13 protein-coding genes are annotated in these 14,808 nt (G+C 64.5%); 7 read left to right on the top strand and 6 right to left on the bottom strand.

All coding sequences use genetic code 11. The features are described from left to right. Nucleotides 1–2 precede the first annotated feature (2 nt). The 3 genes from ABWW33_RS26535 to ABWW33_RS26525 are packed head-to-tail and all read right to left on the bottom strand — an operon-like array spanning nucleotide 3 to nucleotide 2,387. Nucleotides 3–299, bottom strand: a complete 297-nt coding sequence (locus ABWW33_RS26535) for a hypothetical protein (protein ID WP_176655810.1) — start codon at nucleotides 297–299, stop codon at nucleotides 3–5. 53 nt (nucleotides 300–352) lie between these two features. Next, the gene (locus tag ABWW33_RS26530) at nucleotides 353–1,921 is read right to left on the bottom strand and encodes an alkaline phosphatase D family protein (RefSeq protein ID WP_353404436.1); all 1,569 of its coding nucleotides are present in this window, start codon (nucleotides 1,919–1,921) and stop codon (nucleotides 353–355) included. 16 nt (nucleotides 1,922–1,937) lie between these two features. Further along, nucleotides 1,938–2,387, bottom strand: a complete 450-nt coding sequence (locus ABWW33_RS26525; RefSeq protein WP_176655807.1) for an acyl-CoA thioesterase — start codon at nucleotides 2,385–2,387, stop codon at nucleotides 1,938–1,940. A gap of 61 nt (nucleotides 2,388–2,448) precedes the next feature. Between ABWW33_RS26525 and ABWW33_RS26520 the strand changes: the two genes are divergently transcribed. After that, a complete protein-coding gene (locus tag ABWW33_RS26520) occupies nucleotides 2,449–4,305 on the top strand; it encodes an ABCB family ABC transporter ATP-binding protein/permease (protein WP_353404435.1) in 1,857 nt (618 codons plus the stop codon). Between the two features lie 14 nt (nucleotides 4,306–4,319). Next, on the top strand, nucleotides 4,320–5,738 hold the full coding sequence (locus ABWW33_RS26515; protein ID WP_353404434.1) for a M20/M25/M40 family metallo-hydrolase: 1,419 nt from the start codon (nucleotides 4,320–4,322) through the stop codon (nucleotides 5,736–5,738). On the opposite strand, the gene ABWW33_RS26510 is transcribed toward ABWW33_RS26515, so the two are convergent. Next, a complete protein-coding gene (locus ABWW33_RS26510) occupies nucleotides 5,735–7,309 on the bottom strand; it encodes a family 43 glycosylhydrolase (RefSeq protein WP_353404433.1) in 1,575 nt (524 codons plus the stop codon). The two genes, ABWW33_RS26515 and ABWW33_RS26510, sit on opposite strands and share 4 nt — an antisense overlap. 199 nt (nucleotides 7,310–7,508) lie before the next feature. On the opposite strand from ABWW33_RS26510, the gene ABWW33_RS26505 reads away from it, so the two are divergent. Together ABWW33_RS26505 and ABWW33_RS26500 are read left to right on the top strand one after the other, a co-directional pair. Continuing rightward, nucleotides 7,509–7,919, top strand: a complete 411-nt coding sequence (locus ABWW33_RS26505; RefSeq protein ID WP_176655803.1) for a hypothetical protein — start codon at nucleotides 7,509–7,511, stop codon at nucleotides 7,917–7,919. Further along, nucleotides 7,916–8,116, top strand: coding sequence for a hypothetical protein (locus ABWW33_RS26500; RefSeq protein WP_353404432.1), 201 nt, complete (start codon nucleotides 7,916–7,918; stop codon nucleotides 8,114–8,116). The genes ABWW33_RS26505 and ABWW33_RS26500 overlap by 4 nt, the downstream gene beginning before the upstream one ends. 49 nt (nucleotides 8,117–8,165) lie before the next feature. Here ABWW33_RS26500 and ABWW33_RS26495 read toward each other — a convergent pair whose 3' ends face one another. Beyond that, nucleotides 8,166–9,419, bottom strand: a complete 1,254-nt coding sequence (locus tag ABWW33_RS26495; RefSeq protein WP_353404431.1) for a dicarboxylate/amino acid:cation symporter — start codon at nucleotides 9,417–9,419, stop codon at nucleotides 8,166–8,168. A 217-nt stretch (nucleotides 9,420–9,636) separates the two neighbouring features. On the opposite strand from ABWW33_RS26495, the gene ABWW33_RS26490 reads away from it, so the two are divergent. Together ABWW33_RS26490 and ABWW33_RS26485 are read left to right on the top strand one after the other, a co-directional pair. Beyond that, nucleotides 9,637–10,362, top strand: coding sequence for an amino acid ABC transporter ATP-binding protein (locus ABWW33_RS26490; protein WP_176655800.1), 726 nt, complete (start codon nucleotides 9,637–9,639; stop codon nucleotides 10,360–10,362). 39 nt (nucleotides 10,363–10,401) lie between these two features. Next, a complete protein-coding gene (locus tag ABWW33_RS26485; RefSeq protein ID WP_353404430.1) occupies nucleotides 10,402–11,811 on the top strand; it encodes an amidohydrolase family protein in 1,410 nt (469 codons plus the stop codon). 2 nt (nucleotides 11,812–11,813) lie between these two features. On the opposite strand, the gene ABWW33_RS26480 is transcribed toward ABWW33_RS26485, so the two are convergent. Beyond that, the gene (locus ABWW33_RS26480) at nucleotides 11,814–12,716 is read right to left on the bottom strand and encodes a LysR family transcriptional regulator (RefSeq protein WP_353404429.1); all 903 of its coding nucleotides are present in this window, start codon (nucleotides 12,714–12,716) and stop codon (nucleotides 11,814–11,816) included. Between the two features lie 105 nt (nucleotides 12,717–12,821). On the opposite strand from ABWW33_RS26480, the gene ABWW33_RS26475 reads away from it, so the two are divergent. Next, nucleotides 12,822–14,807 (top strand): oxidoreductase, encoded by a 1,986-nt coding sequence (locus ABWW33_RS26475; protein WP_353404428.1) that lies wholly within the window; start codon nucleotides 12,822–12,824, stop codon nucleotides 14,805–14,807. Nucleotide 14,808: the final 1 nt, after the last annotated feature.

Genomic DNA, 14,808 nt, shown 5'->3' with positions numbered 1-14,808 from the left:
GCTCAATGGTGGTCTGATCGCGGCCCTTTCTTGATGCAAGCGAGCCGCTTTTCTCTCATGGCGGCGGCCAGTCGCTGGCGCACCTCATGATCGTGATCGATGTAGCCTTCGACGTTGGCCTTGCGGGCGCATTCGGCCCAGTGCTGGTCGTCGACATCCTGCAGCCGTTCGAACTCGGCTAGCGACAGCACGACCACAGCGTCGTGGTCGGCTTTTTCTACGACTATCGTTTGCGTCAGAGCCTGGTGCAGATAGCTATCGAGCTCGCGCGCAATTTCACTCTCTGTGACTTTCAACATGAAGCACCTCCATACAGGGTGGTCTAGCCAGTATAGGCAATGAGCGCGTCAATTCAAGCGCGGACCAGTCCGGGATGGCCGTCGCGCACCAGGAAGCTGGCGGCGGCGCCGATCGGGCTGGCGGGATCGTGCACGTCGTCCAGCGCGAGGAACAGCGTGGTGGTGTCGGCCGGCGTGATATTGAGCAGCATGAAGCCGCGCTTGTCGCTGCGGCCGTATTTGATGGCGTGGTTCATCGATACAAACTGCTCGGTACGGGCCTGCGGGCGCGACGGCGAGGTGACCGAGGTGCCGACGAATTCCGTGGCGATGACCGGGTTGGCGGCCGAGCGCGGACGCGCCGGATTTCGGTTGAGCTCGGCAGCGAAGAAGCTGTGGACGTCGCCACCCAGCACCAGCGGATTGCGCGCGCCGCTGGCGTGCAGCGCGTCGAACAGGCGCTGGCGCGCCATCGGATAGCCGTCCCAGCCGTCGGTCCAGAAGCGGCCGTCCGATTCCTTGACGATGGGAACCTGGCTGTTTTGCGCCATCAGCGTTTGCTGGGCCAGGATGTTCCAGCGCGCCGGCGACGACTTCAAGCCCTGCTCCAGCCAGTCCTGCTGGGCGGCGCCGAGCATGGTGCGCGCGGGATCGGCCAGCGCCGGGCAATCGCGCCTGAGCACGGAGCTGGAACCGCCGCGCCCGGCCGGCGTGCAGGCGTGGTGGGCGCGGTACTGGCGGTCGTCCAGCACGTGGATGCGCGCCAGCCGGCCCCAGTCGTAGCGCTGGTACATGCGCAGGTGCGCGAAGCCGGCCGGCGCCACGCGCAGCGGCATGTGTTCGTAGAAGGCCTGGTAGGCCGCGGCGCGGCGGTGGAGGAAATCCGGCGCCAGCCGCTCGTCGCGGTCGCTGCCGTAGTCGTTGGCCACCTCGTGGTCGTCCCAGGTGACGATCCACGGCGCGGCCAGGTGCGCGGCCTGCAGGTCGCGGTCGGTCTTGTACTGGGCGTAGCGGGCGCGGTAATCGGCCAACGTGAAGCTCTCAGCGGTCCGTAGCGCGCTTTGCGGGTGCTTCAGCTGGTATGGTCCCCACTCGTAGATGTAATCGCCCAGGAAGGCCACCAGGTCGGGCGCGGCGGCGGCGATGTGGCGGTGCGCCGCGTAGCTGCCGAACTCCCAGTGCTGGCACGAGGCCACGGCCAGTTTCAGCTGGTCCGGCATGGCGCCGGCGGCGGGCGCGGTGCGGGTGCGGCCGACCGGGCTGACGGCGTCGCCCAGCATGAAGCGGTACCAGTACCAGCGAGCCGGCGCCAGGCCGGTGACGTCGACATGGACGCTGTGCGCCAGCCCGGGTACGGCGCTGGCCGTGCCCTTGGCGACGATGCGGCTGAAGCGCTCGTCCTCGGAGACTTCCCAGCGCACGCTGAAGGCCACCGGCGGCGTGGCGGCGGCGTTCAGCGGATCGTGCAGGATGCGGGTCCAGAGGATGACGGCGTCCGGCAGTGGCGAGCCGGAAGCGACGCCGAGGCTGAAGGGATAGGCGCCGGAGTTGGAGCTGGCGCTGGCCGGCACTGGCACGGCGGCCAGCGCCAGCGCGGAAAGGCGGCCGGCGGCGAGGAGGAGGGCGCGGCGCTGCTGGTCCATGCGTCGCCGCGGCGGATCAGGCGTTGATCAGTGTTTCGATAGGCGGTACCTTGCGCGGCTTACGGTCCGAATCGGTGGCGACGTAGGTCAGCGTGGCCTCGGTCACCTTGACGGTGCAGGCCTGCAGGCGGTTGCGCTCCGCGTACACTTCCACGTTGACGGTGATGGACGTATTGCCAACCTTGACGATATCAGCATAAAACGACAGCAGGTCGCCGACGAACACGGGATTCTTGAACACGAAGGAATTCACCGAAATGGTGGCCACGCGGCCGTTCGCGCGGCGGGTGGCCGGCAGCGAGCCGGCGATGTCGACCTGGGCCATGATCCAGCCGCCGAACACGTCGCCGTAGACGTTGGCGTCGGACGGCGCCGGCATCATGCGCAATTCCGGCATTTTGCCCGGCGGCAGGCCGCGGTTGACGGTTTCGACATTGGTGGACGGGGGATTTTGGGACGCGGTCATCGTGAATTCTCTTGAAGGGCTACAATTACCGGGATTGAACCATAAAAAGCCGACATCCGCCATGCGCCGTTACCCGAATACCCCGCCAGACACCTCCAGTAAAGCAGCCCCGGCCGCCGAGCGCAGCGACATGGCCACGCTGAAAACCCTCTTTCCCTACCTGTGGGTCTACAAATGGCGCGTGCTGCTGGCGCTGGGCTGCCTGATCGGCGCCAAGCTGGCCAACGTCGGCGTGCCGGTGGTGATGAAACGCCTGATCGACAGCCTGAGCGTCTCGCCCTCGCATCCGCAGGCACTGCTGGTGCTGCCGCTCGGCGCGCTGGTGGCCTACGGCGTGCTGCGCGTGTCGACCACGCTGTTCACCGAGCTGCGCGAATTCCTGTTCGCCCGCGTCACGCAGCGCGCGGTGCGCACCATCGCGCTGCAGGTGTTCCGCCATCTGCATTCGCTGTCGCTGCGCTTCCACCTGAACCGCCAGACCGGCGGCATGACGCGCGATATCGAGCGCGGCACGCGCGCCGTCGGCTCGCTGATTTCTTACACGCTGTTCAACATCCTGCCGACCCTGGTGGAGATCACGCTGGTGCTGGGCTACCTCGTCACGCACTACGACATCTGGTTCTCGGTGATCACCTTCGTCGCGCTGGTGACCTATATTTCGTTCACCATCTTCGTCACCGACTGGCGCACGCACTTCCGCCGCACGATGAACGAGCTGGATTCGAAAGCCAACACCAAGGCCATCGACTCGCTGATCAACTACGAAACCGTCAAGTACTTCGGCAACGAGGACTACGAGGCCAGGCGCTATGACGAAGGCCTGCAGCGCTACGAATCGGCGGCCGTCAAGTCGCAGACCTCGCTGTCGCTGCTGAACACCGGGCAGTCGCTGATCATCGCCACCGCCGTCACGCTGATCCTGTGGCGCGCCACGCAAGGCGTCATCGACGGCAAGATGACGCTGGGCGACCTGGTGCTGGTGAACTCCTTCATGATCCAGTTGTATATCCCGTTGAACTTCCTCGGCGTGATCTACCGCGAGATCAAGCAAAGCCTGGCGGACATGGAGAAGCTGTTCTCGCTGCTGGACCAGAACCGCGAAGTGGCCGACTCGCCGGATGCGCAGCCGCTGGTCACGCACGGCGCGCAAGTGCGCTTCAACCATGTGGACTTCAGCTACGAATCGAAGCGCCAGATCCTGTTCGACGTCGACTTCACCATCGCGCCGGGTACGACGACGGCGGTGGTGGGCCATAGCGGCTCGGGCAAGTCGACCTTGTCGCGACTGCTGTTCCGCTTCTACGAGGTGAACGCCGGCGGCATCACCATCGACGGCCAGGATCTGCGCTCGATCACGCAGGACACGCTGCGCCACGCCATCGGCATCGTGCCGCAGGATACGGTGCTGTTCAACGACACCATCGAATACAACATCGCCTACGGCCAGCCCGGCGCGACGAAGGAGCAGATCGTGGCGGCGGCGCGCGCGGCGTCGATCCACGACTTCATCGACAGCCTGCCGGACGGCTACGCGACCATGGTCGGCGAGCGCGGTCTCAAACTCTCCGGCGGCGAGAAGCAGCGCGTGGCGATCGCCCGCACGCTGCTGAAGAATCCCGCCGTTCTGATTTTCGACGAAGCCACGTCGGCGCTGGACTCCAAGGCCGAGCAGGCGATCCAGGCGCAGCTGAAGGAAATCGCCAGGAGCCGCACGACGATGGTGATCGCGCACCGCCTGTCGACGGTGGCGGACGCGCAGCAGATCCTGGTGCTGGACCACGGCCGCATCGTCGAGCGCGGCACGCACCAGTCGCTGCTGGCGGCCGATGGCTTGTATGCGCAGATGTGGCAACGGCAGCAGGCCAAGGCCGATGAAGAATTGGCGTCGTCCCCCGACGACGTCGTTGACGCAGTCTAAATAAGGAAACGACTATGAAGTCTCGTTTTGCGCTGGGTGCAGTAACTGTCTTGATGGCTTGTGTTCAGAGTGCGTATGCCGATCCTACGGAACCGCAGTTCCGCGCCCTCTACAAGGAGCTGGTCGAAACCAACACCACGCTGTCGTCCGGCAGCTGCACGCTGGCCGCCGAGCGTATCGCCGCGCGACTGAAGACGGCCGGCTTTGCCGACGCCGAGCTGCATCTGTTCGCCGATCCGGCGCATCCGAAGGAGGGCGGCCTGGTCGCCGTCATGCCGGGCAGCGATCCAAAGGCGAAAGCGATCCTGCTGCTGGCGCACATCGACGTGGTCGAAGCCAAGCGTGAAGACTGGACCCGGGATCCGTTCACGCTGGTCGAGGAAGACGGCAAGTTCTACGCGCGCGGCGCGGTGGACGACAAGGCGCAGGCGGCCATCTGGGCCGACACGCTGGTGCGTTTCAAGAACGAGGGCTACGTGCCGCGCCACACGCTGAAGATGGCGCTGACCTGCGGCGAGGAGACCGGCGGCGCCTTCAACGGCGCAGAGTGGCTGACCAAGAACCGCCGCGAACTGATCGACGCCGGTTTCGCCATCAACGAAGGCGCGGGCGGCGAGCTCGATGCTGCCGGCAAGCGCGTGTCGATGACGGTGCAGGCGGGCGAAAAAGTCTCGCAGAACTACCGGCTGGAAGTGACTAATCGCGGCGGGCACAGTTCGCGTCCGCAAAAGGACAATGCGATCTACCACCTGGCCGGCGCGCTGAAGAAGATCGAAGGCTACACCTTCCCGATCCAGCTGGCCGACGGCAGCCGTGGCTACCTGAACGGCATGGCAAAAATCCAGACGGCCGAGGGACACAAGGACGTGGCGGCGGCGATGCTGGCGGTAGTGAAGAATCCGAAGGACGCCAAGGCGGTGGCGCTGGTCTCAGGTCGCGACGCCAGCTGGGGTGCGATGCTGCACACGACCTGCGTGGCGACCATGCTCGATGCGGGCCACGCCACCAACGCCCTGCCGCAGCGCGCGCGCGCCAACATCAACTGCCGCATTTTCCCCGGCGTGACGCAGGAGACGGTGCGCGAGGCGCTGGTCAAAGCGATCAACGATCCTGCTGTGAAGGTGGAGACGCTGGAAATCCGTGGCGAGAATTCAGCGCCGCCGGAGCTGACGCGCGCCATCATGGAGCCGGTCGAGAAGCTGACCGCGAAGATGTGGCCCGGCGTGCCGGTGCTGCCCATCCTGCAATCGGGCGCCACCGACGGCCAGTTCCTGAACGCGGCCGGCATTCCGACCTACGGCATCAGCGGCATCTTCCTGACACCGGACCTGGGTAACATCCACGGCCTGAACGAATACATCGGCGTTCAGTCGCTGATGGAAGGCCGCACCTTCCTGTATGACCTGGTGAAGGTCTACGCCGGCCAGAACTAAGCCAGCGCGCGGTACTGGAAGTCCCGCATGCGTACAGCGCCTTCACCGGCGCTGTACACCGCCGGCTGCAGGCTGAGGAAGCCGCCGAAGACGTTGTGGTGCATGCCTGAGGTCTCCATCTGCCACGGGTGCTGTATCCATTTGCCGTCGTCCAGCGCGTAGAAGAACGTCACGATGTGCCGGTCATTCCTGACGCGGATGCGTACCGTGGAAGCCTTTACGGCTTCGCGCATCCAGCTCTGTTCGCGGGAGTAGTGATAGGTCAGCATGTGCGTGGCGCTGAAGCCGACGCCGACGAACATATGCTCGTTGTAGTGCAGTAGCAGGCCGCCATGGCCCGCGCCGCTGATCTCGAGCGTGACGCTGGCTTCATAAGCGTGGTCGCCGACGATGCAGGACAGCGGCGAGCAGTCGGCCGGAGATGTGCCTTTGCCCGCGATGACTACCGAACCCTGTTCAAAGCGCACGCGCCTCGTCTCGTCCGGCCCCGGATTGAAGAAGCACCACTGCACGCCGAATTTGTTCTTCGTGAAGTCGTCCGATTTGGCGAAGCCTGCTGGAACGGCCGTACCTTTCTTCGGCATCGGCAGCGGCGACGACAGGTCGCCGCCCTTGGGCTTGAACCAGCCGTCCGCCGTCCATTCGATCGGTTCGAGCAGCGCCTGGCGGCCGAGAGTACGGTAGCCGTTCTCGTAGCCGTGGTAGACCATCCACCAGTCGCCGGCCGGGCCTTCGACCAGCGTGGCGTGGCCGCGCGACCACCACCGTTCTTCGGCACTTTTGGTGCGCACCAGCGGATTCTGAGGACAGTTCTCCCACGGGCCATGGATGGAACGCGAGCGCGCGGCGATCACCATGTGGCTGGTCGGTGGGCCGGAGGTGCCGCCCACCGCCAGCACCAGGTAGAACCAGCCGTTGCGGCGCAACAGCTTCGGTCCTTCGGGCGCGAACATCTCCACCACCCAGTCGGATGGATAGCGCCACGGCTCATAGACTTTTTCGAGCGTTCCGACGGTCGCCAGGCCGTCGTCGGTCAGGCCGATGCGGCGCACGCCGTTGACGAACAGGTAGCGCTTGCCGTCCTCGCCGACCGCGTGGCCGGGATCGATGGCGTCGATGTGCAGGTCGATCGGATCGCTCCACGGGCCCCTGATGTTGTCGGCCCAGATGACGAAGATGGTGCCTTTGCCGTCCGGGGTGGCGGGGATGTAGATGAAGTAGCGGCCGTTGTGCTTGACGAGGTCCATGGCCCACACGCTGCCGATCGGCTTGGTCAGAGCCGGGCCGATCGGCTCCCAGTTCACCAGGTCGCGCGAGTGCCAGAGGATGACGCCGGGATAGGACAGGAAGGACGAAAACGTCATGTAGTAATCCGCGCCATCCTTGAGGATGGTGGGATCGGGATGGTCGCCGGACAGGATGGGATTGAGGTAGGTGCCGTTGCCCAGGTCGGCCTTGCGCTGGCCTTCTACGCCGCGGCCCCATTTCGGCTCGGCTGCGTGGGCCAGCTGCGGCCGGACCGCGGCGCCCGCCAACAGCGTCTTGAGCGCGGTGCGCCGGGATGATGTCATGTCGTCTCCATCTGTGCAAAATAGTGCGTAGATGGTGCATCAGCCCACCGGCCGTCGCAATTACGAATCTCACCAAGCCCGATAACGATTCCGCGCAATGTCAGCTATAGTTCCGCCCGCTTGCTGTGAGGTGGCGCAAGGCGCATCATATTTATTCAAACTACCCTCCGGTGAAACACTTGTAGACAACGGAGGCCTTATGTCTGACTTTTACAAATACTTCAAAGAGAATATGGATGGATTGGGATTAGCTACTCCTGAAAACCTCTTCGGCAGCAGCCAATCGGCAGTTTCGACGGCTTCGACGCTGCTCGCGTTGATTGATAGGTTCGGAAAAAAGGTAACGGTAGCGGAGATGATCGGAGCTGGCACAGGTATTGAAAAGCTGGCGGTCCTAGGGGCGGCGAATGCATCATATTATGTGGGGGCGGTTATTGGTAGTATCGCCATTGCAACAGGGCGCGCCTTGGCGGGCGGAACCTCTCTTTCCGATGTTCTGTTGAATGCCCAAATGAATCACCTTCATCGTCCTTGGCTGGCGGCTGTAATGATGCGCCATCCTGAAATTTATAGCCGACGCAAGGTTGCGCAAGTTAGGAGAGCTAAATGAAAGATGGTTTGTTGTTGTTGCTTACCGCGATAGCGTGCTCAGTCGGTGCCTGGCTGTTTTTTAAGTATCTCGGCAACGCTGCGTTCAGCGTCATCATGTTGGTGACTTTGGTATGCGCCATCTGGGACAACGCGCGCTTGCGACGCAAGCTTCGCGACCTGGGCTATAAGCCGGAAGGCAAGCGTACCTGGTTCTGATAAAAAAATGGCCACCGCGAGGTGGCCATCTTGTTGGGGCGCTGCTTGCTTAAGCGGCTTTGACCAGCTCGACTTCGCCGGGAGCGGCCAGCTCGCCTTCCCACTTGGCGACCACCGCGGTGGCCACGCCGTTGCCGATGACGTTGGTCGCCGAGCGCGCCATGTCGAGGAAGTGGTCGATGCCCAGCAACAGCAGCATGCCCGCTTCCGGAATGTTGAACTGGCCCAGCGTCGCGGCGATCACCACCAGCGAGGCGCGCGGCACGCCGGCCATGCCCTTGGAGGTCAGCATCAGCACCATCATCATGGTCATCTGCTGGCCCAGCGACATCTCGATGCCGTAAGCCTGCGCGATGAACACGGTGGCGAAGGTGCAGTACATCATCGAGCCGTCCAGGTTGAACGAATAGCCGATCGGCAGCACGAAGGCGGCGATGCGGTTGCGCACACCGAAGCGCTCCAGGCCTTCCAGCGTTTTAGGATAGGCCGCTTCGCTCGACGCGGTGGAGAAGGCCAGCAGCACCGGGCTGCGCAGTTCCTTCAGCAGCGAGAAGATGCGGCCCTTGAGGAACAGGAAGCCGATAAAGATCAGCAGTGCCCACAGCAGCGCGATGCCGAAGTAGAACTCGGCCATGAACACGCCGTAGGTCTGCAGCACGCCCAGGCCGCTCTTGGCGATCACGCCCGACACCGCCGCAAACACGGCGATCGGCGCGAATTGCATCACGTAGCCGGTGACCTTCAGCATCACGTGCGCCACGCCGTCCAGCGCGTTGATCATGACGTTGGCCTTTTCGCCGACGGCGGCTGCGGCCGAGCCGAAGAACAGCGAGAAGATCACGATCTGCAGGATCTCGTTCTTGCTCATGCCTTCGACGATGGAGGCCGGCACCAGGTGGGTGACGAATTCCTTCAAGGTCAGGCCCGAGGTGACGATGTCGGCCTTGGCGGTGGTGGCGGCCATGTGGCCGAGCAGTGCGTCGCCAGGGCGGAACATGTTCACCAGCACCAGGCCCAGGCTCAGCGACATTACCGAGGCGATGAAGAACCAGCCCAGCGTCTTGATGCCGATGCGGCCCACTTCCGAGGCATCGCCCATCTTGGCGATGCCGCACACCAGCGTCGAGAATACCAGCGGCGCGATGATCATCTTGATCAGGCGCAGGAACAGCGTGGTGATCAGCGACATGTAGTCCGCATACTCGACCGGCTTGGCCAGGTTGAGGTTTGCCAGGTAGCCGGCAACGATACCCAGCGCCAGGGCGACGAGTATGTAGGTGGTCAATCGGCTTTGTTTGTGCATGTTATAAGCTTCCTGTGGTAGTGTCTCTCTGGGCCTGCGCAGAGGGCGGGGTGTCCGCCGCTGCTGTGGTTCTGCATTGGCTGCAACCGGTATTTTATGGTCCGGTTGATGAAACTATTGGCAAGTTCCGCAGTATCCTTGTGGGCAGAGGCGCTGTCAAGCGCATGTAGGGCCGCATCCACACAGGTGCGGACCGGCTTTTTTATTCAGCGTACATATGATCGAAATTAAGAACGTCAGTAAGTGGTACGGCCAGTTTCAGGTGCTCGGCGAGTGCAGCACCCGGGTCGAAAAGGGCGATGTGATGGTGATTTGCGGGCCGTCCGGCTCCGGCAAGTCCACGCTGATCAAGACCGTCAACGGGCTGGAACCGTTCCAGCAAGGGCAAATTACCGTCGATGGCATCGCCGTCGGCGACAAAAACACCGATTTGCCGGCCTTGCGGGCCCGCATCGGCATGGTGTTCCAGAATTTCGAGCTGTTTCCCCATTTGTCGATACGCGACAACCTGACCTTGGGCCAGACCAAGGTGCTGGGCCGCAGCGTCGACGAGGCCACCGCCCGCGGCTTGCAGTACCTGGACCGGGTGGGCCTGCTGGCGCAGCAGGACAAATTCCCCAGCCAGCTGTCCGGCGGCCAGCAGCAGCGCGTGGCCATCGCCCGCGCACTGGCGATGGACCCGATCGCCATGTTGTTCGACGAGCCGACCTCCGCGCTGGATCCGGAAATGATCAACGAAGTGCTGGACGTGATGGTCGGCCTGGCGCAGGACGGCATGACCATGATGGTGGTCACCCACGAAATGGGCTTCGCCCGCAAGGTGGCCAACCGCGTGGTGTTCATGGACAAGGGCCGCATCCTCGAGGATTGCAGCAAGGACGAGTTCTTCGGCGCGCCCCGTTCGGAACGGGCGCGCGACTTCCTGGCACGGATAATCCACTAATATTCACTAATGAACATTCTCAAGCCTCTGGCGGGCGCCATGCTGGCTCTGGGATTGCTGGGCGCCGCCCATGCGGGTCACAGGATCGCCGTCGACCTGGCGCTGACCAGGGCCACGCTGATCGATGTGGCGGGCGGCAAGGCCGTCACCGGCAAGTCGGTGCTGCTGAAGGGCGACACCATCGTCGCCGTGGTCGACGACCGTCAGCTGTCCGGCTATGCCGCCAAAAAGACCCTGCGCCTGCCGGGCAAGTACCTGATGCCCGGCCTGTGGGACACCCACGTGCACTTCGGCGGCGGCCCGGCCCTGATCGAAGAGAACAGGCATCTGCTGGCGCTGTACCTGGCCAACGGCATCACCGCCGTGCGCGACTGCTCCGGCGACCTGCCTGACACCGTGCTGGCCTGGCGCGGCCAGATCAACGCCGGCCAGATGGAAGGGCCGACCATCTTCACCTCCGGCGCCAAGCTGGAAGGCTACAAGCCGCTGTGGAAGGGCACCATCGAAGTCGGCACGCCGGAAGAGGTGAGCAAGGCGCTGGACGGCCTGCAGGCGCAGAAGGTGGACTTCGTCAAGATCACCGAGAACACGCTGAAGCCGGAAATTTATCTCGAAGCGCTGCGCCAGGCCAGGGAGCGCGGCATGCGCACCTCCGGCCACATTCCCGTGCAGCTGACGCTGGCGCAGATGTTCGACGCCGGCCTGGGCACGGTGGAGCACCAGTCCTACCTGCTGCGCGCGTCGACGCCGCGGGAGAAGGAGCTGACCGCGCAAGTGGCTGCCGGCACGCTGACCGGCAAGGAAGCGATGAGGCAAAGCCTGGCGAGCTACGACGAGCAGACCGCGCGCGCATCGTTCCGCTACATGGCGTCGAAAGGCACGGCGGTGGTGCCGACGCTGTCGGTATCGCGCGTGGTCGCCTACCTGGACCGCGACGATCATTCGAAGGATCCGGCCTTGCAGTACATCGGCAAGGGACTGCGCGCCACCTACGACTGGCGCGTGCAGCGCGCTGCGCTGGACAACGCGGAAGCCATCGCGCTGCGCAAGGCGACGTTTGAAAAATCGGCCGCGCTGCTGCCGATACTGGCGCAGGAAGGCGTCAGCATCATCGCCGGCACCGATGCCGGCTTCTTGAATTCCTACGACTATCCGGGCCAGGCGCTGCATGACGAAATCGGCCTGTACGTGCAGTACGGGTTGACGCCGGTGCAGGCGCTGCGGACGGCGGTGGTGAACGGCCCGCGCTTCCTCGGCAAGCTGGATCGCTACGGCAGCCTGGAGGCCGGCAAGTCGGCCGACCTGCTGGTGCTGGACGCCAATCCGCTGCAGGACATCGCCGCCACGCGCGAGATCCGCACGGTGGTCAGCCGGGGCCAGGTCCACGACCGCGCGCGGCTCGACAGGATGCTGGCCGAGACCAAGGCCTGGGTCGCAGCCCAGCAGTAGTCCTATGGCGGCGAGGAGTAGCCTTTCAGGCTGGCCTGGACGAAGTCGATGAACAGCCGCACCCGCGACGGGATCAGGCGCGATTCGATGATGGCGTAGACGGGTATCGGCGCGAAATCCCATTGCGGCAGCACGCGCTGCAAATCGCCGCGTTCCATGTCCTCGCGCGCCTGGGGGCCGGCGGAGACCGCGATGCCCAGGCCCAGCGCGGCCAGCGTCCGCGTCATGCCGACGTTGTTGCAGGTGTAGCGGCCGGAGACGGCCGTGGTCACGCTCTTCTTGCGGGACGTCAGCGTCCACTGGGCTTGTTTTCCGGTGCCGGCCCCGATCAAACACTGATGGTGCCGCAGATCGTCCGGATGCCTGAGCGGCGGCGCGCCGCGCAGGTAGGCCGGTGACGCATACAGGTAGCGCGGCAGCAGGCCGACCTGCCTGGCGATCAGCGTGGACGGCGTCGGCGGCGGCGCGCCCATGCGGATCGCGCAGTCGAAGCCGTCGGTCACCAGGTCGACCCGGCGCGGCGTCAGGTCCATCTCGAAATCGATCAGCGGGTATTGTTCACCGAACGCCTTCAGCATGGGGGAAAGGTAGGTGATCGCCAGGTCCACCGGCATCGATACCCGCAGCGTTCCGCTGGGACGCTCCGCCAGTTCGAGCAGCGATTCATGGGCGATGCGTGCCTCCGCGACTATGCTCTCGCAGCGGCGGAAGTAAGCCTGGCCGGCCTCGGTCAACTCCACCTTGCGCGTGGAGCGGTGAAACAGGCGCACGCCGATTTCTTTTTCCAGATCGGAGATGCGGCGCGACAGCGTCGAATTGGGCATGTCCAGCATGTCGGCTGCCTTGCGGAAGCCCCTTGCGTTGGCGACCGCCACGAACAGCTCCATGCTTGATAACAGTGACATTTTGATTGCTCCGTGGGTGGATCAGTGATTTCATTTTAAGCTATTTATCCCAAGAGTGAATCAATGGATGATGGCTGCACATTCACTCACTTAGCGAGGCTCTCCATGAACACCTTATCGACAGCAGTACAAATCGGCCGTCACACCCTGCGCAACCGCATGGTCATGGCGCCCATGACCCGTTCGCGCGCCAACGACGCCGACGGCGTGCAGTCCGAGCTGGCCGTCACCTACTACCGCCAGCGCGCCAGCGCAGGTTTGATCGTCACCGAAGGCACCTTCCCCAGCGCGATGGGCAAGGGTTACGTGCGTACGCCGGGCATTTACTCCGATGCGCAGGTCGCCGCCTGGAAGCAGGTGACGGACGCGGTGCATGCCGAAGGCGGCCGCATCTTCCTGCAAGTGATGCACACCGGCCGCATCTCGCATCCGAGCATGCTGCCTGGCGGCGCGCAGCCGGTGGCGCCGTCGGCCATCAAGGCGGCCGGGCAGGCTTACACCGCCAGCGGCCTGGCGGACTTTGTGACGCCGCGTGCGCTGGAAACCTCGGAAGTGGCGGGCGTCGTCGCCGAATACCGACTGGCGGCGCGCCGTGCGCTGGAGGCGGGCTTCGACGGCGTCGAGCTGCATGCGGCGTCGGGTTATCTGCCGGAGCAGTTCCTGTCGTCCGGCACCAACCAGCGCGGCGACCAGTACGGTGGTTCGATTCCGAACCGCGCACGCTTCATCCTGGAGGTGCTCGATGCGATGATCCTGGAGGCGGGCAGTGACCGGGTCGGCATCAAGATCTCGCCGGAGATGGGGTTCAACGACATCAAGGATGAATCGCCGGTCGAGACCTACACCTATCTGGTGCGGCAACTGGCTGCGCTGGGCCTGGCCTATCTGCACGTGGCCACGTTCAAGGCGGAATACGACTACCACGGCGCATTGCGTCCGCTGTTCAACGGGACTTATATCCTGGGCGCCGGCCAGACCCGCGAAACAGGCGAGCAGCGCATCGCGGCCGGCGAAGCCGACGCGGTGGCATATGGCAGCGCGTTCCTCGCCAACCCGGACCTGCCGCGCCGCTTTGCGCTGAAGGCCGAACTGAACATGCCGAACCCGGCCCTGTTCTACGCGCCGGGCGCGCAGGGTTATATCGACTATCCGGCGCTGGCCGACAGCGAATCGAACCGCGCGTTGCGCATCCATGCCTACGGCGGCACGGAGGTGATGCAGTGGGATGAAGTGCCGATGCCGCAAGCGGCGCCGGGCGAGGTGCTGGTGCGGGTGGCCGCTGCAGGCGTCAACGGCCTTGATTGGAAAATTCGCGACGGCCTGGTCAAGGACGTGTTCAAGCTGCCGCTACCCGCCACGCTGGGCATCGAGCTGGCCGGCGAGGTGGTGGCCGTGGGCGAGGGCGTGACAGGTCATGCGATCGGTTCGCGCGTCTTCGGTGCGCTGGGCGGCGTTGGCGCCTATGCACGGCACGTTGCGCTCGCCGCGTCAAAGCTGGTGCCGACGCCCGCGGTGATTGACGACGCGACCGCGGCCGCGATCCCGGTCGCGGCCATGACGGCGTGGCAGGCGCTTTTCGACGCGGGCAAGCTGCAGCGCGGAGAGACGGTGCTGATCCATGGCGCGGCGGGTGGCGTCGGCAGCTACGCGGTGCAGTTTGCGAAACAGGCAGGTGCCCGTGTGCTGGTCACGGCGCGAAGCCGCAATGCAGACTTGCTGCGCCGTCTCGGTGCCGATGAAGTGATCGACTATAAGACCACACGCTTCGAGGAGCTGGTCGATAACGTCGACCTGGTGTTCGATCTGGTAGGCGGCGAAACGCTGGACCGCTCGTGGCGGGTGCTGTCGCCGCAAGGCCGTATCATCAGCACCGCCGCGCCGGACATCGCCGCGCGTGTGCCTGCGGGACGTCGCGGCAGTTGGTTCGCCCTGCAGCAGAATGGCGAACTGCTGGCACGGATCGCGGCGCAAGTCGCGAGCGGTGAACTGACCGCGGTGATCTCCGAAGTCGTCACTGCAGAGCAGGCCGTAGACGCCATCGAGCGCAACAAAACCGGCCACGGCGCCGGCAAGACGGTGGTCCGCTTCTGAC

The organism is Duganella hordei (assembly GCF_040369125.1).
Classification (GTDB): Bacteria; Pseudomonadota; Gammaproteobacteria; order Burkholderiales; family Burkholderiaceae_D; genus Rugamonas; species Rugamonas hordei.
The sequence above is the reverse complement of the archived record's forward strand: the minus strand, read 5'-3'. Positions and strand labels throughout refer to the sequence as shown.